General features: G+C 55.8%; 20 protein-coding genes. 3 read left to right on the top strand and 17 right to left on the bottom strand.

Annotated elements, in window-relative coordinates:
- Positions 1–12: 12 nt before the first annotated feature.
- On the bottom strand, positions 13–1,797 hold the full coding sequence (gene pyk / locus SynNOUM97013_RS06820; protein WP_186479071.1) for a pyruvate kinase: 1,785 nt from the start codon (positions 1,795–1,797) through the stop codon (positions 13–15).
- A gap of 60 nt (positions 1,798–1,857) precedes the next feature.
- Between pyk and SynNOUM97013_RS06815 the strand changes: the two genes are divergently transcribed.
- Positions 1,858–2,187, top strand: coding sequence for a nucleoside triphosphate pyrophosphohydrolase family protein (locus tag SynNOUM97013_RS06815; protein WP_186479070.1), 330 nt, complete (start codon positions 1,858–1,860; stop codon positions 2,185–2,187).
- Between the two features lie 12 nt (positions 2,188–2,199).
- Here SynNOUM97013_RS06815 and SynNOUM97013_RS06810 read toward each other — a convergent pair whose 3' ends face one another.
- Genes SynNOUM97013_RS06810 through ilvA form a run of 3 tightly spaced genes read right to left on the bottom strand, consistent with a single transcriptional unit; the run spans position 2,200 to position 4,662 of the window.
- The gene (locus tag SynNOUM97013_RS06810; protein ID WP_186468742.1) at positions 2,200–2,502 is read right to left on the bottom strand and encodes a YggT family protein; all 303 of its coding nucleotides are present in this window, start codon (positions 2,500–2,502) and stop codon (positions 2,200–2,202) included.
- 24 nt (positions 2,503–2,526) lie between these two features.
- Positions 2,527–3,075, bottom strand: coding sequence for an SMC-Scp complex subunit ScpB (scpB, locus tag SynNOUM97013_RS06805; protein WP_186479069.1), 549 nt, complete (start codon positions 3,073–3,075; stop codon positions 2,527–2,529).
- 54 nt (positions 3,076–3,129) lie between these two features.
- Positions 3,130–4,662: a threonine ammonia-lyase, biosynthetic gene (ilvA, locus tag SynNOUM97013_RS06800; protein ID WP_186479068.1), complete on the bottom strand. Its 1,533-nt coding sequence runs from the start codon at positions 4,660–4,662 to the stop codon at positions 3,130–3,132.
- Positions 4,663–4,738: 76 nt separating this feature from the next.
- On the opposite strand from ilvA, the gene dxs reads away from it, so the two are divergent.
- On the top strand, positions 4,739–6,682 hold the full coding sequence (dxs, locus tag SynNOUM97013_RS06795) for a 1-deoxy-D-xylulose-5-phosphate synthase (protein ID WP_186479067.1): 1,944 nt from the start codon (positions 4,739–4,741) through the stop codon (positions 6,680–6,682).
- A 56-nt stretch (positions 6,683–6,738) separates the two neighbouring features.
- Here dxs and psaK read toward each other — a convergent pair whose 3' ends face one another.
- The 3 genes from psaK to SynNOUM97013_RS06780 all read right to left on the bottom strand — a co-directional run bounded on the left by psaK (position 6,739) and on the right by SynNOUM97013_RS06780 (position 7,662).
- A complete protein-coding gene (gene psaK, locus SynNOUM97013_RS06790) occupies positions 6,739–6,996 on the bottom strand; it encodes a photosystem I reaction center subunit PsaK (protein WP_186479066.1) in 258 nt (85 codons plus the stop codon).
- Between the two features lie 70 nt (positions 6,997–7,066).
- A complete protein-coding gene (locus SynNOUM97013_RS06785; RefSeq protein ID WP_186479065.1) occupies positions 7,067–7,354 on the bottom strand; it encodes a DUF3593 domain-containing protein in 288 nt (95 codons plus the stop codon).
- A complete protein-coding gene (locus tag SynNOUM97013_RS06780) occupies positions 7,354–7,662 on the bottom strand; it encodes a DUF2499 domain-containing protein (protein ID WP_186479064.1) in 309 nt (102 codons plus the stop codon). The genes SynNOUM97013_RS06785 and SynNOUM97013_RS06780 overlap by 1 nt, the downstream gene beginning before the upstream one ends.
- A 71-nt stretch (positions 7,663–7,733) precedes the next feature.
- Between SynNOUM97013_RS06780 and csaB the strand changes: the two genes are divergently transcribed.
- Entirely contained in the window at positions 7,734–8,822 is a 1,089-nt protein-coding gene (gene csaB, locus SynNOUM97013_RS06775) for a polysaccharide pyruvyl transferase CsaB (RefSeq protein ID WP_255442607.1), read from the top strand.
- 18 nt (positions 8,823–8,840) lie between these two features.
- Here csaB and SynNOUM97013_RS06770 read toward each other — a convergent pair whose 3' ends face one another.
- The 10 genes from SynNOUM97013_RS06770 to SynNOUM97013_RS06725 all read right to left on the bottom strand — a co-directional run bounded on the left by SynNOUM97013_RS06770 (position 8,841) and on the right by SynNOUM97013_RS06725 (position 18,640).
- Positions 8,841–9,836 (bottom strand): ABC transporter ATP-binding protein, encoded by a 996-nt coding sequence (locus tag SynNOUM97013_RS06770; RefSeq protein WP_186479063.1) that lies wholly within the window; start codon positions 9,834–9,836, stop codon positions 8,841–8,843.
- Positions 9,833–10,648 carry a carbohydrate ABC transporter permease gene (locus SynNOUM97013_RS06765; RefSeq protein WP_370586407.1) on the bottom strand — a complete coding sequence of 272 codons (816 nt, stop codon included), beginning with the start codon at positions 10,646–10,648 and terminating at the stop codon, positions 9,833–9,835. Before SynNOUM97013_RS06765 ends, SynNOUM97013_RS06770 begins: the two co-directional genes overlap by 4 nt.
- Positions 10,645–11,523 carry a carbohydrate ABC transporter permease gene (locus SynNOUM97013_RS06760; RefSeq protein WP_186479062.1) on the bottom strand — a complete coding sequence of 293 codons (879 nt, stop codon included), beginning with the start codon at positions 11,521–11,523 and terminating at the stop codon, positions 10,645–10,647. The genes SynNOUM97013_RS06765 and SynNOUM97013_RS06760 overlap by 4 nt, the downstream gene beginning before the upstream one ends.
- Positions 11,523–12,791 (bottom strand): ABC transporter substrate-binding protein, encoded by a 1,269-nt coding sequence (locus SynNOUM97013_RS06755; protein WP_186479061.1) that lies wholly within the window; start codon positions 12,789–12,791, stop codon positions 11,523–11,525. The genes SynNOUM97013_RS06760 and SynNOUM97013_RS06755 overlap by 1 nt, the downstream gene beginning before the upstream one ends.
- Positions 12,792–12,804: 13 nt before the next feature.
- A complete protein-coding gene (gene ggpS, locus SynNOUM97013_RS06750) occupies positions 12,805–14,295 on the bottom strand; it encodes a glucosylglycerol-phosphate synthase (RefSeq protein WP_186479060.1) in 1,491 nt (496 codons plus the stop codon).
- Positions 14,296–14,358: 63 nt separating this feature from the next.
- Positions 14,359–14,922 (bottom strand): peroxiredoxin, encoded by a 564-nt coding sequence (locus SynNOUM97013_RS06745; protein ID WP_186479059.1) that lies wholly within the window; start codon positions 14,920–14,922, stop codon positions 14,359–14,361.
- A gap of 7 nt (positions 14,923–14,929) precedes the next feature.
- A complete protein-coding gene (rpmB, locus tag SynNOUM97013_RS06740) occupies positions 14,930–15,166 on the bottom strand; it encodes a 50S ribosomal protein L28 (protein ID WP_186479058.1) in 237 nt (78 codons plus the stop codon).
- 61 nt (positions 15,167–15,227) lie between these two features.
- Positions 15,228–17,129 carry a molecular chaperone HtpG gene (gene htpG / locus SynNOUM97013_RS06735; protein ID WP_186479057.1) on the bottom strand — a complete coding sequence of 634 codons (1,902 nt, stop codon included), beginning with the start codon at positions 17,127–17,129 and terminating at the stop codon, positions 15,228–15,230.
- Positions 17,130–17,215: 86 nt separating this feature from the next.
- Positions 17,216–17,437 carry a ferredoxin family protein gene (locus tag SynNOUM97013_RS06730; RefSeq protein ID WP_186479056.1) on the bottom strand — a complete coding sequence of 74 codons (222 nt, stop codon included), beginning with the start codon at positions 17,435–17,437 and terminating at the stop codon, positions 17,216–17,218.
- Between the two features lie 24 nt (positions 17,438–17,461).
- Positions 17,462–18,640, bottom strand: coding sequence for an ATP phosphoribosyltransferase regulatory subunit (locus SynNOUM97013_RS06725; RefSeq protein ID WP_186479055.1), 1,179 nt, complete (start codon positions 18,638–18,640; stop codon positions 17,462–17,464).
- Between the last annotated feature and the right edge of the window lie 16 nt (positions 18,641–18,656).

Raw genomic sequence — 18,656 nt, 5'->3', positions numbered from 1 at the left:
TGAAGCTCTGAATCAGAGCATCGTGTCGAGTTTCATGGCCGTGTTGCTGCCGGTGCCGCGGTGAACGGCTCCGTCTTTCACATTGAGGGTGATCACTTCCCCTTCCAGTAGATCGCGGGTGGCATTCGCCACGCCGGCAATGACGGGGATTCCGAGCCTCTGGGCGATCACGGCTGCATGGGACGTTTCTGCAGGTGTTTCCGTGATGACTGCCGCAGCATCACGAATGGCGTCGAGATAGTCAGCATTCGTGTCGGTGGCCACTAACACTTCACCGGGTTCCAGCCGTGCACAGTCGCTCGCTGATGTGGCGATCCGCACCTTGCCGCTGATGGATCCGGTGCCAAATCCAGTGCCTCGGCCCAGCACTGCACTGACGATGCCTACCTTGATCAAATCTGTTGAGCCGCTGACGCCTGCCAATGTTCCGGCGGTCTGAACACAGAGGTCGCCGTCCTTGAGCACCCCCATTTCCTGGGCAACGCCCATGGCCAGTGTGAAGGTGGCGGTGGTGCTCTTCTGTGTTTCGATCAGCAGCGGTGTTACGCCCCAGACCAGCTGGAGTTTCCTTGCCACACCCACTTCCGAGGTGATCGCGAGGATCGGCGTGGAGGGACGGAACTTGCTGACGTTGTGAGCCGTTGCTCCGCTTTTGGTGAGCGGAAGAATTGCTGCGGCATTGAGCTGGCGCGCAATGCTGCTCACGGCACCACTAATCGCGTTTGGAATCGTGCTGGGCAGGTGTGTGTCGGTGGGACGTTGGGGATAGTCGCGCTCGATGCGACGAGCGATGGTTGCCATCGTTTCGACAGCTTCCACCGGGTAGTCACCCACAGCGGTCTCATTGGAGAGCATCACTGCATCAGTTCCATCCAGAATCGCGTTGGCGACGTCACTCACTTCCGCGCGAGTGGGGCGTGGACTGGAGGCCATGGAATCCAGCATTTGGGTGGCCGTGATGATCGGAATACCCAGGCTGTTGGCCTTGTGGATCAGATCCTTCTGCAACAGAGGAACCTCTTCCGCGGGCATCTCAACGCCGAGATCGCCGCGGGCCACCATTACGCCGTCACAGAGAGGCAGGATCGCGTCGATCTGGTCGATGGCTTCGAATTTTTCGATCTTGGCCACCACCGGAGTCGAGAAGCCATGCTTGCGGATCAGCTCGCGAATCTCCTGCATGTCGGAGGGATTGCGCACGAAGCTCAGGGCGACCCAATCCACACCCTGCTGCAGACCGAAAGCCAGATCCTGACGGTCTTTTGTGGTGAGTGCACGCACCGACAGCTGAACATCGGGGAAGTTCACTCCTTTGTTGTTGGAGAGCACACCACCCACGGTGACCACGCAATGAAGGGTCTGATCGACCTCGTCGACGCGGTCGACCTTCATTTCAACGCGGCCGTCGTCCAGAAGAATTCGGCTTCCATCTGTGACCTCTTCAGCCAGTTTGTCGTAGGTGACCGTTGCAACGGTCTGGTTGCAACGCACTTGCTTGGAGGTCAGCGCGAAATGGTCACCCTTGCTGAGCGTGATCGGCCCTTCTTCAAAGCGTCCTAGGCGGATCTTCGGCCCCTGAAGATCCTGAAGGATGCCGATGTGAACCCCCAGCTCATGCGCTACCTGTCGGATGGTGGCGATTCGCGTGGCATGTTCGCTGTGATCACCGTGGGAAAAGTTCAGGCGGAATGTTGTCGCTCCTGCCTGGATCAGTTCCCGAATTCGTTCGGGACTTTCTGTGGCTGGGCCGATCGTGGCGACGATCTTGGTTCTACGGGTCAGATCGAGCTCGGCCATCCTTGGCGCCAATAACCTGCGGAATCTACCGTCATGACCTCAACCCGCTTCTGACTCTCCGTGCAGCTGAACGACTACCAACGGGAATCCCGCAGCACGGCTCGCTATCCGGATGCAGGGCGGAATCTGATCTACCCAACCCTGGGGCTGACGGGAGAGGCCGGTGAAGTGGCCGACAAGGTCAAGAAACTGATCCGGGATCGCGGCGGTGTGATCGATGACCAGTTCACTGCTGACATCGCACTGGAATTAGGCGATGTGCTCTGGTACATCGCCCAGCTGGCCACTGAGCTCGGGCTCGATCTCGACGCGGTGGCCGAAGGCAATCTGCGCAAACTGGGAAGTCGGGCTGAGCGGGGAACCCTCCAGGGGGAGGGAGATCACCGCTGATCGAACCCTGCTTCAGCCGTAAACGCCGAAACCACCGGCAAAAGAGATGGAGGCAGACACCAGAAGCTGCTGCATCAGGTTCAACGCAACGAAGGCCAGAATCGCGGAGAGATCCAAACCACCCAAAGGCGGGATCAGACCGCGAAAGGCATTCAAATATGGATCGGTGATTGAACTGACCGTGCTCAGAACCGGATTGCTCCAGTCAAGGTTGGGGAACCAGCTCAGCAGCACACGAACGATCAGAACCAACGAGTAAATCTGCAGGGTCTGAGCCAGCACTTGAAGAACGGTGGACACAAGCTCGATGGCCATGGAAACCGTGGAATTCTCTGAACTCTATGCAGCTTGTGTCGGTTCGGAGCTCCCGCTGAGCTCGGGAAGCACAGAAAAGGTTCGGTGAAACTTTTCGGAGAGGGTGATCCAGTACGAACGCCCCTCGCTTTGACGCTTGCGTTCAATGAAGTTCTGATTCACAAGCTCCTTGATGTGGTCATAGGCACCGGAGCCGCGTAGGTCGACCAGATCGGATTGCAGGATCCGCTTTTTCAGCGCGATCGTCGCCAACGTCCGCAACGTTGCAGTGGAGAGATTGACGGGCAGCAGATCGCGAACCAATTCCCCCAGTCCAGCCCGCAGCTGCAGGCTGTAACGCCCGTTGCTCTCATGGATCTCAAGCGCTGTGTCCCTCTGGGCGTACCCGGCGATCAGGATGAGCATCCCCTGCTCGGTGTTTGCCTCTGATTCATTGACGAGCTCTGACAGTTCCCTGAGCGACATCGGACGTCCCTTCAGGTAGAGAATCGCCTCAAGACGAGCCGGTAACGACACAGTCGATTCCACAACGCTCAGGTGTTGCTCCTGCTGGCCCTCACGTTGTTTACTCACCGCCAGCACCCAGGATCCGACACGCCAACGTAACGCTCATCTGCGTTGGAGCCATCAGGAGCCCAGGAAGATCCGATAGGCGGGGTTGGAGGTTTCTTCCCAGCTGGGGTATCCAAGATCCCGCAGGACGGCCTGCCATGACTCCAGATCATCCGGGCTGACCAGCACGCCAACCACGATCCGACCAACGTCAGCGCCGTGATTCCGGTAATGAAAAATGCTGATGCTCCAGTTGGAGTGCAATGCACTCACGAAGCGCATCAGCGCACCAGGCCTTTCGGGGAACTCAAATCGGTACAGCAGTTCCTGCCTGGGCGAGTCAGAGTCGTCGGTCTGCTGCGGAAGTCGCCCTCCCACCATGTGCCTGAGATGCACCTTGGAGAGTTCGTCGTCACTGAGGTCAAGGCAGTCGTAACCGTTGCTGCGCAGTGATGCCAGAAGGTCAGCACGATCCTGCTGACCCTTGACCTGCACCCCCATAAAGATGTGGGCTCGATCGCCTGCCCTCATGCGGTAACTAAATTCCGTAAGGCTGCGTTTCTGCAGCAGCTCACAGAGCTGGCGCAGACTGCCGGGCTGTTCTGGAATCTCGACGGCCAGCATCGCTTCACGCTCTTCGCCGAGCTCAGCACGTTCGGCGACAAACCGCAGGCGATCAAAATTCATGTTGGCGCCACAGGCCACCGCCACCAGCTGTCGTCCCTGCAATTGGCGTCTGGACACGTCGGCTTTGAGACCTGCAATGGCGAGGGCTCCTGCCGGCTCAAGGATGGAGCGCGTGTCTTCAAACACGTCTTTGATCGCAGCACAGATCTCGTCCGTGCTCACGGTGACGATTGAATCCACATAACGCTGGGCCAGGCGGAAGGTGTTTTCCCCCACTTCCCGGACGGCGACTCCGTCGGCAAACAATCCCACCTGGGGCAGTCGGATCCGTTCGCCAGCCTCGAGCGACAGGGTCATGGCAGCGGCGTCATGGGGTTCAACCCCGATCACCTCCACGTCGGGCCACAAGCTCTTGACGTAGGCAGCAATCCCACCGATCAGCCCCCCACCGCCAATGGCCACGTAAATCGCGTCAGGGGGGTCCTGGCACTGGCGCAGGATCTCCATACCCACCGTTCCCTGGCCGGCAATCACTTCCGGGTCATCGAAGGGATGGATGAAACACAGCCCCTCGTCTTCACTGCGACGGGTTGCTTCGGCGCAGGCCTCGTCGTAGGTCTCTCCATGCAGAACCACCTCGCCTCCGAGCTGGCGCACCGCATCGACCTTCACGCTGGGGGTGGTCATCGGCATCACGATTACAGCGCGGCACTGCAAATGGGAGGCACTGAGGGCCACGCCCTGGGCATGGTTGCCAGCGCTCGCTGCAATCACACCCCGCTCGCGCTCCTGCTCAGAGAGCTGCACCATGCGGTTGTAAGCACCACGCAACTTGAACGAGAAAACCGGCTGGAGGTCTTCACGTTTCAGCCAGACGTGATTGTTCAGCCGACGGCTGAGATTGCCGGCTAACTCAAGCGGGCTTTCCCGGGCTACGTCGTAAACCCTCGCGCGCAGGATCCTGGGCAGGTAATCGTCCATCAGTTCAGTTTGACAACCGAACGCTGCCGCGGACGGCAGGTAAGGCCCGTAGATTGACTAAATCCGTCGAGGGACCATGCACCTGCGCGATCTGTCGCATCCCAACCAGCTGCATGGCCTCAGCGCAAGCGAGCTGGAAGAGGTCGCGGCGCAGATCCGACAGCGTCATCTCGAAGTTGTGTCGAACAGCGGAGGCCATCTCGGGCCGGGCCTCGGGGTGGTTGAACTCACCCTTGCTCTGTATCAGACGCTTGATCTGGATCGTGATCGTGTGGTCTGGGACGTCGGCCACCAGGCCTATCCCCACAAATTGATCACTGGCCGCTACGGCAATTTCGATTCCCTGAGACAAAAAGGAGGGGTCGCCGGTTACCTAAAACGTTGCGAAAGCAGCTTTGATCATTTCGGTGCAGGCCACGCCAGCACATCCATTTCGGCGGCCCTGGGTATGGCCATGGCCCGAGACCGTCAAGGTGACAACTACAAGTGCGTTGCTGTCATTGGTGATGGTGCCCTCACCGGTGGCATGGCCTTGGAGGCCATCAACCATGCCGGCCACATGCCGGATACACCCTTGCTGGTGGTGCTCAACGACAACGACATGTCGATCTCACCTCCAGTGGGTGCTCTGTCCAGTCATTTGAATCGCATGCGGCTGAGTCCGCCCATGCAATTTATTTCAGGCAGCGTTGAGGAGAGCATGCGGCATCTCCCTTTCATGGGTGGTGATCTTCCTGCCGAATTGAACCGTCTCAAGGGCAGCATGCGCCGTTTGGCTGTGCCCAAGGTCGGGGCGGTGTTTGAAGAACTGGGCTTCACCTACATGGGTCCCATCGACGGACACGACATCTCCGAGATGACTCGCACCTTCCAGGAGGCCCATCGCGTGGGCGGTCCAGTTTTGGTGCATGTCCTCACCACCAAGGGCAAGGGTTACCCCTATGCCGAGGCTGACCAGGTCGGCTATCACGCGCAATCGGCATTTGATTTGAGTACCGGCAAAGCCCGCCCCAGCAAAACACCCAAGCCACCCAGTTACAGCAAGGTGTTCGGACAGACGTTGGTCAAGATCTGTGAGCAGGATCCGAAAGTGATCGGCATCACGGCGGCGATGGCCACAGGCACCGGTCTGGATCTCCTTCAGAAGGCTCTCCCAGATCAATACGTGGATGTGGGAATCGCCGAGCAGCATGCCGTCACCTTGGCTGCAGGAATGGCCTGCGATGGTCTGCGCCCTGTGGTGGCCATCTACAGCACGTTCCTGCAGCGTGCTTTTGATCAGCTCATTCACGACGTCGGCATCCAGAAGCTGCCTGTCACCTTTGTGCTCGATCGAGCCGGCATCGTCGGTGCTGACGGCCCCACGCATCAGGGTCAGTACGACATCAGCTACATGCGAGCCATCCCCAATTTCACGGTGATGGCTCCCAAGGATGAAGCGGAACTACAGCGCATGCTGGTGAGTTCACTTCAGCACGATGGTCCCTGCGCGATCCGCATTCCTCGCGGTCCTGGTGAAGGGATGCCGTTGATGGAGGAGGGCTGGGAACCCCTACCAATCGGTTGCGGTGAAGTCCTCCGCAGTGGCGATGACCTCCTGATCGTGGCCTATGGCGCCATGAATGCCAAAGCGTTGGCAACCGCTGAGCTTCTGCAGCAACAGGGCATTAAGTGCACGGTGGTTAATGCTCGTTTCCTGAGGCCTCTCGACACGGCATTGATTCATCCACTGGCCCAACGCATCGGTCGTGTTGTGACCATGGAAGAGGGAGCGATTCAAGGCGGCTTTGGGTCTGCTGTTCTTGAATCTCTGCAAGATGCGGATCTTCAGCTGCCTGTGATGCGCATTGGCATTCCCGATGTGATGGTTGATCACGCGACGCCACAACAGAGTTTTGAGGCCCTCGGGCTGTTGCCGGATCAGATGGCTGAACGCATCAAACTTCGCTTCAAGCTTTCAGCATCCAGCTCCCAAGACACCGCAGAGTCCAATGCGCAAGTGTCGTCCGTCGCGACCTGAAGGACATAAAAAAAGGAGTGGCATCACCACTCCTTGAAGATCAACGATCCAAAGATTCAGAGGACGCCGCGGGTTGCGAGTCCGAGAATCGCTCCAATGCCGATCATGTGACCAAGGCTTGTGGTGGCCAGCAATGAAGCGTGGCTCATGCCCCCGAAAAAGGCATCGTTAGGCAGCTTCGCGCCAACATTCGGGTGCTTGATCGTGGCCTTGCCAATACCGATGGCAATCACGTTGCAGGCAATCATGACAAGGCCCACTTTCGGAGACCAGGAAACCGTGGCGGGCGCAATGGCCAGAAGAGGAGTGAGCATGAATATCAGAGGCAACGATCCATTTTCCGCCGCTCGTGAACCCGGGCCCACCTCTCGTAAAAGATGTTCATCACTGCACCTTTTGGGGTTTGACCAGTCCGGCGACAATCACAGCGTTGCTGAGGGTGAGAAAAGCCTCGGCACCGCCATGGAGCGGATCAATGGCCACAAGTTCGGCGCCAAAGCGAAGCTCAGCAATCACAGCAGCCACGATGGTGACGGCAACAAACAGCAGGGTCAATTGAAAACCACGACGGCTGAGTGCTGGAAGCAAACGCTTTTTCCCGAGGTGATAGAGAAACACCAGATAGGGAAAGAGCGAGAGGGCGAATAAGGGAGAGGGATCGAAATCCGGCATCAAGACTGCTCCTCATGCACGGAAGGAGCCGGAAGAGTCCAGGCAGCCCACGCCAGCAGCACATTCCCCAAAAGCGTGAGCGAGGCTTGCACTGTCACCAGCCAGCGCAGACTTTCGCTGTTGTCGTAGAGATGCCAGGTGCAGGCTGCCATTGCGCTGATCAACGCAGGCAACATGGCCCAGGCGATGCGCTGCGTTGAGGTTCCGGTTGTCTCGGATCGGAAGCGTTGGATCAACACGATGGCGACTAACCATTCAGCCACTGAGGCCCAATGAATCCACCAGGTGCCCAGCGAGAGCGCGTGCATGTCAATCCAGTGGGGACTTCACCGTAACGGGTGAACACTTGGATAATGGGTCGAATCGTTGTTGATGACTGGTGGTAGCGCTTCGCGTTGCGGACAAGGCGAAGGTGCTCCTTTGTGGTTATTACGGTGAGCACAACCTTGGCGATGATGCCCTCCTTCAGGTGCTCGTCTCCCAACTTCCGGACGCATGGCATCCGGTGATCACGGCAAGAGATCACCAAGCTGCTGCTGCCCTGGTTCCGGGAGCGTCCATCGTCAATCGCCGCTCCCTGTCAGAAACCATTCGCGCTCTCAAGCACGTTGATGCGCTCGTGCTGGGAGGCGGAAGCTTGTTGCAGGACGGCACCAGTTTCAAAAGCCTTCTGTATTACCTGATCGTTCTGTGGTCAGCCCGCTGGAAGCGCATCCCGATCATTCTTTGGGGACAAGGACTGGGTCCTTTGCGCCGCCAGTGGAGCCGATGGTGTGTTCGGGCAACGTTGAGCAGAATCCGCGCGGTCTCCTGGAGAGACCCCGCCTCGTTGCATCAAGCCCAACAATGGCGATTGGGCATGCCGATGGTGATGGGGCCGGATCCGGTCTGGTGCCATCCGGCACCCGTCTGGTCGGGTGGCCAGGACCTGGTTCTTTGCCTCAGACCCACTCCGCTGCTGAACACGCAGGGTTGGCAGGTGTTGTTGCAAGCCTTGGATCACTTCAGCGCCCAATCAGACGCAAAGGTGATCTGGCTTGCTTTCCATGGGGATCAGGATGCAGCGTTATGGAATGAGCTCGATCAGCAAGGTCTCATTCCAGTCGATCTGCGCGAACGTTCGCTGCAAATGCGCGCTGATTCACTCGACCAGGTTCAGCATCTGTTCAGTCAGTCAGCGCTTGTGATCGCCATGCGATTGCATGCATTGATTCTTGCTGCCACAACGGGATGCCCAACAGCAGCACTCAGCTATGACCCAAAAGTGAAGGCCGCTGCTCAATTGGCCGATTTGCCTTGGTTGAACCTGGCAGATCCACTCGACGTCCAAGCAATGACGCGCCAATGGACTGCCGCAAGACAACATCCAGCGTCAAGGTCAACCATCCAACAGCTGCGTGAAACAGCAGATGTGCATCGCACACTGCTTTTGGAACATCTGCAGGAGATCCATCAACACTTGCAGTGAATGCATCCCAGTCGTCAGTTAAGAGCCTTTTGAAGGGTTGCTAGAAGCAAATCTGGCACCAGAGGTTGCATCGAAGTGCAACACATCGCTCTGATCCCAGGTGATCTGACCACTGTCGGGAACGGATGCATCGGGTTGGGTCAACATGCGCAAGATGCCTTCTTCACTTTCGAGAAACAACAATTGCGAATTTCCCAACCATTCTCTTGACTGCACCTTGCAACGAAGACCTGAAGAGCTGAAACGAACGTTCTCAGGCCTGATTGCACGAATACGACCATGTTGGGGACGCAAACAGTTGATCTGGGGCCTGCCGATAAACCGTGCCACAAACAACGTGGAGGGGTTGGTGTAAAGGGTGTATGGCGTGTCAATTTGTTCAATCTTGCCTTGATTCAGCACTGCGATTTTCTGTGCCATCGCCATAGCCTCATGTTGATCATGGGTGACGTAGATGGTTGGTTTCTGCTGCTCGAGGACCAGACGTCTCAGTTCAGGCCGAATGTCTTCTCGAAGCTGAGCATCGAGATTGCTCATCGGTTCATCGAGGAGATAAATCTCGGGATCGCGAATCAAGGCACGCGCTAGAGCGACTCGCTGGCGCTGGCCCCCGGACAGTTGAGCAGGCCGATGGGACGCTCGATCAGAGAGTTGCACGAGATCGAGAACTCTTTGGATCTTGATCGATCGATCTCTGGGTTGGACGTTGCGGATCTTCAGCCCCAGTTCAAGGTTTTCAAAAACGGATAAATGCGGGAGCAACGCATAGCTCTGGAACACCATGCCAATGCTTCGTTCAGCAGGTGTGAGCTGTGTCACATCACGTCCTCCGATCCCAATCGAGCCTTCACTGACAGGATCAAGGCCGGCAATCAAGCGCAACGTTGTGCTTTTTCCGCATCCGCTAGGCCCGACAAGGGCCAAGCATTCATCGTTGCCGATCTGAAAGGAAAGATGTCTGACAATCCATTGATTGGCGATGCATCGTCCAACGTTTTGGAGGTTAAGCGTCATCCCTTGACGGCTCCACTGGTCAAACCTGAAACGATGGGCTTTTGAAATGCCATCACCAGCAGAATTAAGGGGATTGAACCAAGCACTGTAGCGGCTGCATAGGGACCGTATGGCACCGAATGAATGGAAGACCCCGCAATCCTCGCCATCGCTACCGGCAGGGTCAATTTGCTGGAGTCACTGATCCAGGTGAGGGCAATGGGGTATTCATTCCATGAAAACAGAAATACAAGAATGGATGTGCTGGCAATCGCCGGAGCAATCAATGGCAGAAGAATCCAGCGGAATCTTTGCAGTAACGACAATCCTTCCACTCTGGCTGCATCTTCAAGCTCTGTGGGTAAGTCAGCGAAGGCATTGGTCAGAAGCAAAACAGCCAAGGGTTGCGACAAAGCGGCATAGGGAATGGCCAGTGCAATCAGGCTATTACCCAGTTGAAAGAACCGAGCAACTTCCAATAAGGCCAGGAAAAGCAATACATAAGGGAACAAAGCACAGCCAATTAGCATCCCTTTAATCAATGTGGCTGTTTTTTGATTGAGTTTACTCAGGCTATAACTGGCTGGTAATGCCAGGATCAATGTCAGCAATGTGGAGAGCACTCCTGCGAACAGACTGTTGAATAGATATTTCAGGAAGGGTGGGTCACTGTTCAGCACACTTTGGTAGTGAGCCAGCGTCCATCGTTGTGCGTTTTCGGCGAATGGCATCACTAGGGCTTGATCGGTGCAGAAGGATGTGTACACCTGCCAAACCAGTGGTGCCAGAGACCAGATGATGAGCAGCAGGATTATGGATCGATTCATTTTCATGATGGTGCCCCCATAGCTGTTCGGCGTCTTGCTGTTGCGATCACCATCCAGGCAATGGCCACTAATAGCGTGAGAATGATGAAGCTGCCGATCATGATCGTTGCGCTATATCCGAAATCGAGGAACCGCAGAGCATTCCAATAGGCATAGAGGGCGATGCTTTCGGTGCTGCTGGCCGGTCCACCTCCGGTCATCACCTGAATCAAATCAAACACTCCGAAGGCCTGTGCCAAACGAAACATCAACGCGAGTCCGAGATAGGGAAGCAGCAAGGGAAGCGTGATCCGTTTCAGGCAGGTCCAAGCTCCCGCACCCTCTAGTCGGGCGGCTTCATAAAGATCGGATGGAATGGTCTGGAGCCCTGCCAACAGAATCAGTGCAACGAAAGGGGTTGTTTTCCAGACGTCGGCGTACACCGTGGTGATCCAGGCCAGTGATGGTTCACCCAGGGCATTGAGTGAATGTCCAAAAGCTCTCTCAAACATTCGATTGACCGGGCCATAGGGTGTGTTGAAGATCCAACGCCAGCCCAACGCCATCACAGTTGTGGGGAGCGCCCAGGGAATCAGTGATGTGGTTCGGATCAAGGCTCGGCCACGCTGTGGCTGGTTGAGCATCAACGCGATGGCCAATCCGAGCAGTAGTTCGAGCGTGACCGATGCCACAGCGAAACGAAGGGTTTGACCAAGGTCCTGCCAATAGCGAAGGTCATTAAAAAACCGTTGCCAGTTGGCACCATTGTTGGGGATCGCCACCAAACCGGTCATGACCGAATCAGCGTGAAAACTCAACCACAGGTATCGAACTAGAGGGAGTGCAAAGACACCTGCCAGGAAGAGCAACGAAGGCAAAAGCAGCAGCAGAAGCGTGGTCATCACGGCGTGGCTCCCGCAGCGATCAGCACTTGCTCTGTGGTGTCCTGGGCTTGTTTCATCGCGGCAGGCGGCGGCGTCACTCCGGTGAGGGTGCTGCTGAGATTCCGTTGCAGCACGTCACTCATCTGGGCATACAGCGGTGTTTGCGGTCTGGGGCGGGCGTAGGGCAACGCTTCACCGATGGCGACCAAGGATGGATAGGCGTTGGTGAGTTGTGGGTCCTTGAATAAGGCAGCCTGCGTGGGTGTGTATCCAAAATTGGTGAACAGATATCGCTGTGATTGTTCGTTGGTCAGATATTTAATGGCCTCGATGGTGGATTGAGGATGGTCTGAACCTTGGAGAAGGCTTAAACCCCAGCTTCCGATCGTTGCCGCTGGACGTTGATTGGATTCGGCCACCATGGTGGTGATGCCAACCTTCCCTTTAACAGGGCTGTCATCCTTTTGTAGTTCAGCCCAGGCGTAAGGCCAGTTGCGCATGAAGGCTGACTCACCAGATTTGAAGCTCTGCAGGGATTCCGATTCGGCGTAATTGGTGACGGCTCTCGGGCTGATGCCTTTCGCGATCAGATCCTGCAACCATGTTGCAGCAGCAGTGCCTGCTGGTTCATCGAGACCGATGGCACCAGTTTGGGGTTCGTACCACTCTCCACCGAATCCATCAATCACTTCCAGAAACACACAGCTCAGCCCTTCGTATTGACGCCCTTGCCACACATAGCCAAAAGGCACTTGACCACTGGTTTGCAGCCTTCTGCTGATGGTTTCGAGTTCTTGTGGGGTGCGTGGTGGTTCTTCCATCAGATCTGTGCGCCAATACAGCAAGCCCAGATCTGAGGTGAGCGGCCAGCGTTGGAGCGCTCCTTCTGCATGATTGCCTTCACTGGCTCCAGGGGCCAGAGAGGCGAAGTCTTGTTCAGTGAAGTAGGCATCCAGTGGAGCCAACCAACCCGCCTTGGCGTATTTCGCGACCCAAGTGACGTCCATCAAGAGCCCATCAAAAGGCGTGTCGCCCAGCAACAAACTGCTGATTGCGAGATCGGAGATGGATTCCGTTTCGAGTGGGCCACGGATGACATTCAGATGAATGCGCCCCTTGTGTTCTTGATTGAAAGAACGAACAAGTTCAGCGGTGGCGTCGGCAAAGGGAGCCGGCATCAGGATCGAAACAGTTTCGGATTGACGCGCGAGGGTTGAAACACCGAGCAGCGTTGAAGCAACGAGGCTGACAATCACCAGGATTAACCGGCTGCTCGTGCGTCTCATCCAATTCATCAGATCAATCCGGAGTTTCCAGTGAATGCATCTGTTCTGCAGCCCAGTCCGACACCGTGAATGTTTCCACTGCGGAACTCATGCGCGCCATTCTCTCCAGTTGTTCTGAATTGGGCATGTCGATCGCGGCATCGATGGCATTGTCCATCTGCTTGTGGGAGTTGGGATTGGTAAGAACGGCACCATCCAGAACCACAGAGGCACCGGTAAATTCAGACAGAACAAGCACACCATCTCGACCTTTCCTCGTGGCCGCATATTCTTTGGCGACCAGATTGAGTCCATCTCTCAGGGGGGTGATCCAACAGATGTCAGCCTGGGAGAACCACGCCACCATCTCTTCATAGGGAATCCTGCGTGTTGAAAAACGAATTGGCACCCAATCAATCTGGCTAAATCGCCCATTGATTCGTCCGATTGTTTCTTCAATCAACCGTTGGGTGTCCTCGTAGATTTTCATCCCTGATGCTGCAGCGACGCAGGCAAGCATCAACACCACTTTGCCGTGCAGTTCTGGCCTGCGTTCTAATAAGCGTTCGTAGGCCAACAACAGCTCTTCGTTTCCTTTGGTGTAGTCGACACGGCTTGCCGAAAGAATGAGTTTGCGCCCTTTCTTGGTGTCTTCATCAATGCGTTCGGCAAGATCGCAGACGTGGGAGTCTTTGGCAAGAGACTGAATCACATCGGGTGATGTACCAACGGGCGATGAAAGCAATTTCACCTTGCGACCCCGGTAGTTCAACCATGGTGTTTCCGAAGGTTCCGTCAATGCGGAGCCGCATCCCAGGAATCGCAAGTTGACAGGTGTTTTTGGACCTTTCTCAACACCGAGAAGGCAGTTCGCCGCTCGCGCAAAATTCTCTGTATATCGAGGGATATGAAATCCGACGACATCACAACTCAGAAGACTTTCGACGATTTGTTTTCGCCAAGGCAAGATTGAAAAAACATCACTGGCTGGGAATGGGGTGTGATGGAAAAAAGCAATCTTCAGATCTTTGCGCTTATCTCGGATGTACCCCGGTGCTAGCCATAGGTTGTAATCATGGATCCAGACCGTTGCTCCAGGAGCTGCTTCAGCACAGGCTGCATCAGCAAAGCGCTGATTCACTTCCTCAAAGATGCTCCAATTAGCATTGTTGATATCGAAATAATTTGGAAACGTATGAAGAATGGGCCAAAAAGATTCCTTGGAAGTGACATGGTAAAAGCTTGAAATCTGCTCTTGTTCGAGAGGAATTCGTCTCAGCGTGAAGTCTGCTGGATCGCGCATGGCAATGCGCTCATCTTCCGCACCGTTTAAATCTTCAACCTGCCGCCAGGCAATCCAGGTCCCGTATTTTTGATCTCTGAAGAGATTTCTTAGTGTCGGAATAATGCCATTAGGACTTTTCTGGTCTCTCCAGACTCTGGCGCCGGAATCATCGCGTGCTTCGTCAAATGGAGTGCGATGGTAGAGAATAATGAAGTGACTTCCGCCTTCTCTCTCATCCATTCCAGTCCTGTCCCGGTTGTCTCCACACCACCATTCAACAGATCATTCCATCTGTCAAACAGCTCAGCTGTTCTGCTCGGCGATCAATGTGCTGAGCACTTCCTGGGCATGCCCGACGGGTCTGACACCGGTCCAACGGGCTCGCAGAAGACCTTCAGGATCAATCAGGAAGGTATGGCGCAGCGAATAGGGAGCCATCCACGATCCATAGTCGCGACTCACAACACCGTCAGGGTCTGATAGAAGCGTGAAACCAAGCCCCTCACTGGTGCAGAAGGATTCATGGTCATCAACACTGTCTGCGCTGATGGCAGCAATTTCGCAGTTGCGACCTTTGAAGTCAGCCAATGCATCCTGAAAACCGTGGGCTTCAATGGTGCATCCTGAGGTGAAATCTCTTGGGTAGAAATAAAGCACCAACCATTGACCCCTCCACGAATCCAATGAAAGATTCGGTGTGGTGGTTCCGCCGATGGTTCCAGGGAGATTGAAATCTGGTGCGGCAACCCCAAGCTCAGGGAGTTTGCCGCCCAATGCTCTGGCAGTTTGAGGCTTCCAGAACCAAGTCAAAGCCCCGGCTAGTGAGATCCCAAGAAACTCTCGACGATTCACTGTGATCCGGGGCATGGAAGGTTCAGATCTTGGCGAGATTGATGCCAAGGGACTTGGCGTAGGCACCCAGACCCTTCTTTTGGATGGTCTTGAGCGCGCGAGTGGTGATCCGCAGGTTCACCCAACGGTTCCCCTCAGCCCACCAAAGACGACGCTGCTGCAGATTGGCCTGCTGCAGTTTTTTGGTGCGGATATGGGAGTGGCTCACCGCCATTCCGTTGTTGGCACGCGTACCGGTGAGTTGACACACCCGAGACATGATGTTGATCCTCTGAATCACTGGCCAATGGCCAAGCATCCAACCTAGCAAATTGAGTGACTCATTGGCCTCTCGCCATTAGCTCGGACATCAGCTTGGAACTGCGTGTTTGAAAGCCGGCCAGTTCATTGGGTTCCAATCCGCCCACACCCAGTCGGGCCATGTCGTAGAGATGACGCGCCAGTTCACTGGCCAGGGCTTTGCTGGGTGAGGCTTGTGCGGTCCCGACCAGAACACTGCCTGCTGAGAGCTTTTGCAGACCTTCGACCATTGGGTGGCTGCGATTGATCAGCAGAACGTGATGGTCGGGTAGTCCCGGTAACCGCTGATCCATCAACGCGCCGATGTCGTTCATTCGGCGCATCTGTTCAGGAAGAAGAATCATGGCCGCCGGCGCCTCCTCACCACCCTTCAGAGCCTGAACCTGAACGGTGACCTTGTCGTTATCCAGAGCCTCTTTGATCAGAGATCGGATCGCTTCGCTCTGGGTTTCCCCGTCTTGGTCACTGATTTCAGGTTGTTCATCCCTCAGGCTTTCGTCCAGCTCAGCATCCACGCGCTGGAACTGGTATTGATCATTGTTCGACTCCAGCCAAGGAATGAATTGGCTGTCGATCACGGTTTCTGCAAACAGGATTTCTGCACCCTGGCTTTTCCAGAGGGATAAGGCACCTGCCTGTGCCACCTCATCGGTGCAGTACAGAATCAGCTTCGATTGCGGGTCAGCCTGTCGCGACTGATAGGAGGCAATCGTTGTGTAAGACCGCTCGCTAGCCCTGATGGGACCATCCTCACCATCCACTGGATCGGCGGTTGTGGCGAAAAGAATCAGTTCTGAGACCTGTTCTGCGAATTTCTCGTCTTCCATGGCGCCGATCTTCACGAACGGTGCCAGGGCTTCCCAAGCCTTTGCGTAGTTCTCCGGCTCATCACGTTTGAGGCTCTTCAGACGATCAGCAACTTTTTTGGCAACAAAGTTGCCGATGGAACGCACTTTGCGATCAGTCTGAAGCGCACTTCTGCTCACGTTCAAAGGAATGTCAGGGGAGTCGATCACCCCTCGTAAAGGCAGTAGATAGCGGGGAACGATCTCTTTAATTGAGTCACTGACATACACCTGGTTGCAATACAAGCGGATGTCTCCCTTTTCCCAGTCAGCACGACCAAGAGCTTGCGGGAAATAAAGGATCCCCTGAAGGGTGTAGGGGTAGTCCGTATTGAGGTGCACCCAGAGCAAAGGATCACCCTGGAAGGGATACAAGTATCGGTACAGATCGATATAGTCCTGATCCGTCATGTCGCGAGGACTTTTGCGCCATGCAGGATCACGTTTGTTGACGCTTTCTCCCTCGAGTTGGACGTCAACGGGCATGAAGTCGCAGTACTGAGTGATCAGCGTGCGAATCCGTGCCGGTTCTAGATATTCCAGCTCTTCATCCATCAGATGCAGGATTACATCTGTACCGGGTTCCGGGCGTTCATGGCTTTCAAGTTTGAAGGCCGGAGATCCATCGCAGACCCAGCGAACTGCGGATTCATCCGGTCGGGCTGACTGGGTGATCAGCTCAACCTCCTTGGCCACCATGAAACTGGAGTAAAACCCCAGTCCGAAATGACCAATGATCGCGTCTGACTCTTGCTTGTATTTCTCTAGAAAATCCTCTGCACTGGAGAAGGCAACCTGGTTGATATAGCGTTTCACCTCGTCGGCCGACATGCCGATCCCGTTGTCACTAATGGTCAGGGTTTTGGCTTCCCTATCCACAGTGATATTGATGCGACCTTCATCTCCTTCGGCACAGTCACCAGCCATGGCTGCCATGCGGCGCTTGCTGATGGCATCGGTGCCGTTGCTGACGAGTTCCCTGAGGAACACTTCATGGCCGGAATAAACGGCCTTCTTGATGATCGGGAAGATATTTTCCGTGTGGATCTGAATCTGACCCTGTTCGAGCACCGACATCAGCAAGCATGAGCTTGCTGAAAATTAGTCAGGGCCTCATCCCCGCATCAAGAGCTTGTCTGGTGAGTTTCCCGAACGTTCTCGTGTCAGCTTCGCTGAAGATCGGCGCGTTCTTCAGGCAGGATCGCGCCATCAACAGGGCAGACCTGAAGACAGATGCCGCAGTCGATGCAGGTGTCGAAGTCGATCCAGAAAAAATCAGTGCCCTTCTTGTTTTTGCCTTTACCAGGGTTGATGCATGCCACCGGGCAGGCATCAACACAGTCGGAGACCCCTTCGCAGACATCCGTAACGATGGTGTGAGCCATAACTCCGATCTGGGTCGAGCGATCCTAGTCACCGATCCATTCGAGGGTCTGGCATCCCGAATGCGCCAGTCGACGTTCGGCTTCATCGCGGTTCTGGCATGGCCTGTGATCCAGCAGCGACACCCTGTCAGCCGCATGCAAGGTCGCCTGATGGTTTAACGCTTGTTCCAGGCTTTGCTGGTTGCTGAAGCAGACCAGTGCGGATGACACTTCATCGGCTGCCTTTGCTGTGTCGCCAGGGAGATTGCGGATGTGATCGACGCAGTAGCTGAAGCCCATGCCTGTCGCGTCGGTTCCTTCACCGCCCAGACGTTGCACCAGAGCGTCGTAACGACCTCCGCGGGCAATCACCACCGGTGCAGAAGATCCCTGACAGACCAGTTGAAGCACGATGCCGTCATAGAGCTCGTAGTGGGGTTGGAAGGTGGGATCCAGTTGGAGCTGCACACCTGAGGCCTGAGCCAGTGGAATCAAGTGATCGATCAGTCGCTTCAGTCGGTTCAGAACTGGTTGATCGGGGTAGTCACGCTGCAGCCTCGCCAGGATGTCTTGTGCTGTTCCGCGCTGGTCAAGCCAGGAACACAACAGGTTCAGTTCTTCGGTGTCTGTCACCAGCTCCCGGAGACCCAGACGGTCGTACTGGCTGAGGCAACTTCTGATTCGATCGCGAAGCGTGCCCTCAAAGGGTTTCAACAGCAGATTCAATAGATCGGTGTGACCGATCAGCAGCTTGGGCTGATGTCGGGGTTCGAGTTGCAAGGCGCCCATCGAAGCCATCAACAGGCTGAACAGTTCCAGCTCCGCTTCAACGCCTACACCACCGAACAGCTCAACGCCGCAATGGAGAATTTCCTCGATGCACTGGCCGCCTTCATCGGCCACTCTTGACTCAAAGACTGTTCCGCAACTCCAAAGCCTCAAGGGCCGGTGACGTTCCTGCAGTCGGGTGCAGGCTGCTCTGGCGATGGATGCCGTCAATTCCGGTCGCAGCCCCAGCGGTTCATCAGCCACCAGTCGAACAATGTCTCTGCTGTCAATGGCACCTCCAGCCTTGAGCGTGTCCATGCGCTCGATCCGTGGTGGGGTGACCTCTTCAAAACCCCAGAGTCGGAAGACGCCTGCCAGGGTTTCTCTGAGCTCCTGGTTGCGCTGCACCTGCTGAGGATTGAGATCTCTCACGCCAGAGGCGGGTTGCAGGGCCATCACGCACGTCGCTGAT

Source organism: Synechococcus sp. NOUM97013 (assembly GCF_014279815.1).
Taxonomy (GTDB): Bacteria; Cyanobacteriota; Cyanobacteriia; order PCC-6307; family Cyanobiaceae; genus Synechococcus_C.
This window is presented reverse-complemented; position numbering and strand designations above follow the sequence as displayed.

What these genes read in the sequence shown, in the direction of transcription:
- pyk (WP_186479071.1), bottom strand. Translation starts at nt 1,797, where the DNA reads ATGGCCGAGCTCGATCTGACCCGTAGAACCAAGATCGTCGCCACGATC.
- SynNOUM97013_RS06810 (WP_186468742.1), bottom strand. Translation starts at nt 2,502, where the DNA reads ATGGCCATCGAGCTTGTGTCCACCGTTCTTCAAGTGCTGGCTCAGACC.
- ilvA (WP_186479068.1), bottom strand. Translation starts at nt 4,662, where the DNA reads ATGGACGATTACCTGCCCAGGATCCTGCGCGCGAGGGTTTACGACGTA.
- dxs (WP_186479067.1), top strand. Translation starts at nt 4,739, where the DNA reads ATGCACCTGCGCGATCTGTCGCATCCCAACCAGCTGCATGGCCTCAGC.
- psaK (WP_186479066.1), bottom strand. Translation starts at nt 6,996, where the DNA reads ATGCTCACTCCTCTTCTGGCCATTGCGCCCGCCACGGTTTCCTGGTCT.
- SynNOUM97013_RS06785 (WP_186479065.1), bottom strand. Translation starts at nt 7,354, where the DNA reads ATGCCGGATTTCGATCCCTCTCCCTTATTCGCCCTCTCGCTCTTTCCC.
- SynNOUM97013_RS06780 (WP_186479064.1), bottom strand. Translation starts at nt 7,662, where the DNA reads ATGCACGCGCTCTCGCTGGGCACCTGGTGGATTCATTGGGCCTCAGTG.
- SynNOUM97013_RS06770 (WP_186479063.1), bottom strand. Translation starts at nt 9,836, where the DNA reads ATGACGCTTAACCTCCAAAACGTTGGACGATGCATCGCCAATCAATGG.
- SynNOUM97013_RS06765 (WP_370586407.1), bottom strand. Translation starts at nt 10,648, where the DNA reads ATGAAAATGAATCGATCCATAATCCTGCTGCTCATCATCTGGTCTCTG.
- SynNOUM97013_RS06760 (WP_186479062.1), bottom strand. Translation starts at nt 11,523, where the DNA reads ATGACCACGCTTCTGCTGCTGCTTTTGCCTTCGTTGCTCTTCCTGGCA.
- SynNOUM97013_RS06755 (WP_186479061.1), bottom strand. Translation starts at nt 12,791, where the DNA reads ATGAGACGCACGAGCAGCCGGTTAATCCTGGTGATTGTCAGCCTCGTT.
- ggpS (WP_186479060.1), bottom strand. Translation starts at nt 14,295, where the DNA reads ATGGATGAGAGAGAAGGCGGAAGTCACTTCATTATTCTCTACCATCGC.
- SynNOUM97013_RS06745 (WP_186479059.1), bottom strand. Translation starts at nt 14,922, where the DNA reads ATGCCCCGGATCACAGTGAATCGTCGAGAGTTTCTTGGGATCTCACTA.
- rpmB (WP_186479058.1), bottom strand. Translation starts at nt 15,166, where the DNA reads ATGTCTCGGGTGTGTCAACTCACCGGTACGCGTGCCAACAACGGAATG.
- htpG (WP_186479057.1), bottom strand. Translation starts at nt 17,129, where the DNA reads ATGTCGGTGCTCGAACAGGGTCAGATTCAGATCCACACGGAAAATATC.
- SynNOUM97013_RS06730 (WP_186479056.1), bottom strand. Translation starts at nt 17,437, where the DNA reads ATGGCTCACACCATCGTTACGGATGTCTGCGAAGGGGTCTCCGACTGT.
- SynNOUM97013_RS06725 (WP_186479055.1), bottom strand. Translation starts at nt 18,640, where the DNA reads ATGGCCCTGCAACCCGCCTCTGGCGTGAGAGATCTCAATCCTCAGCAG.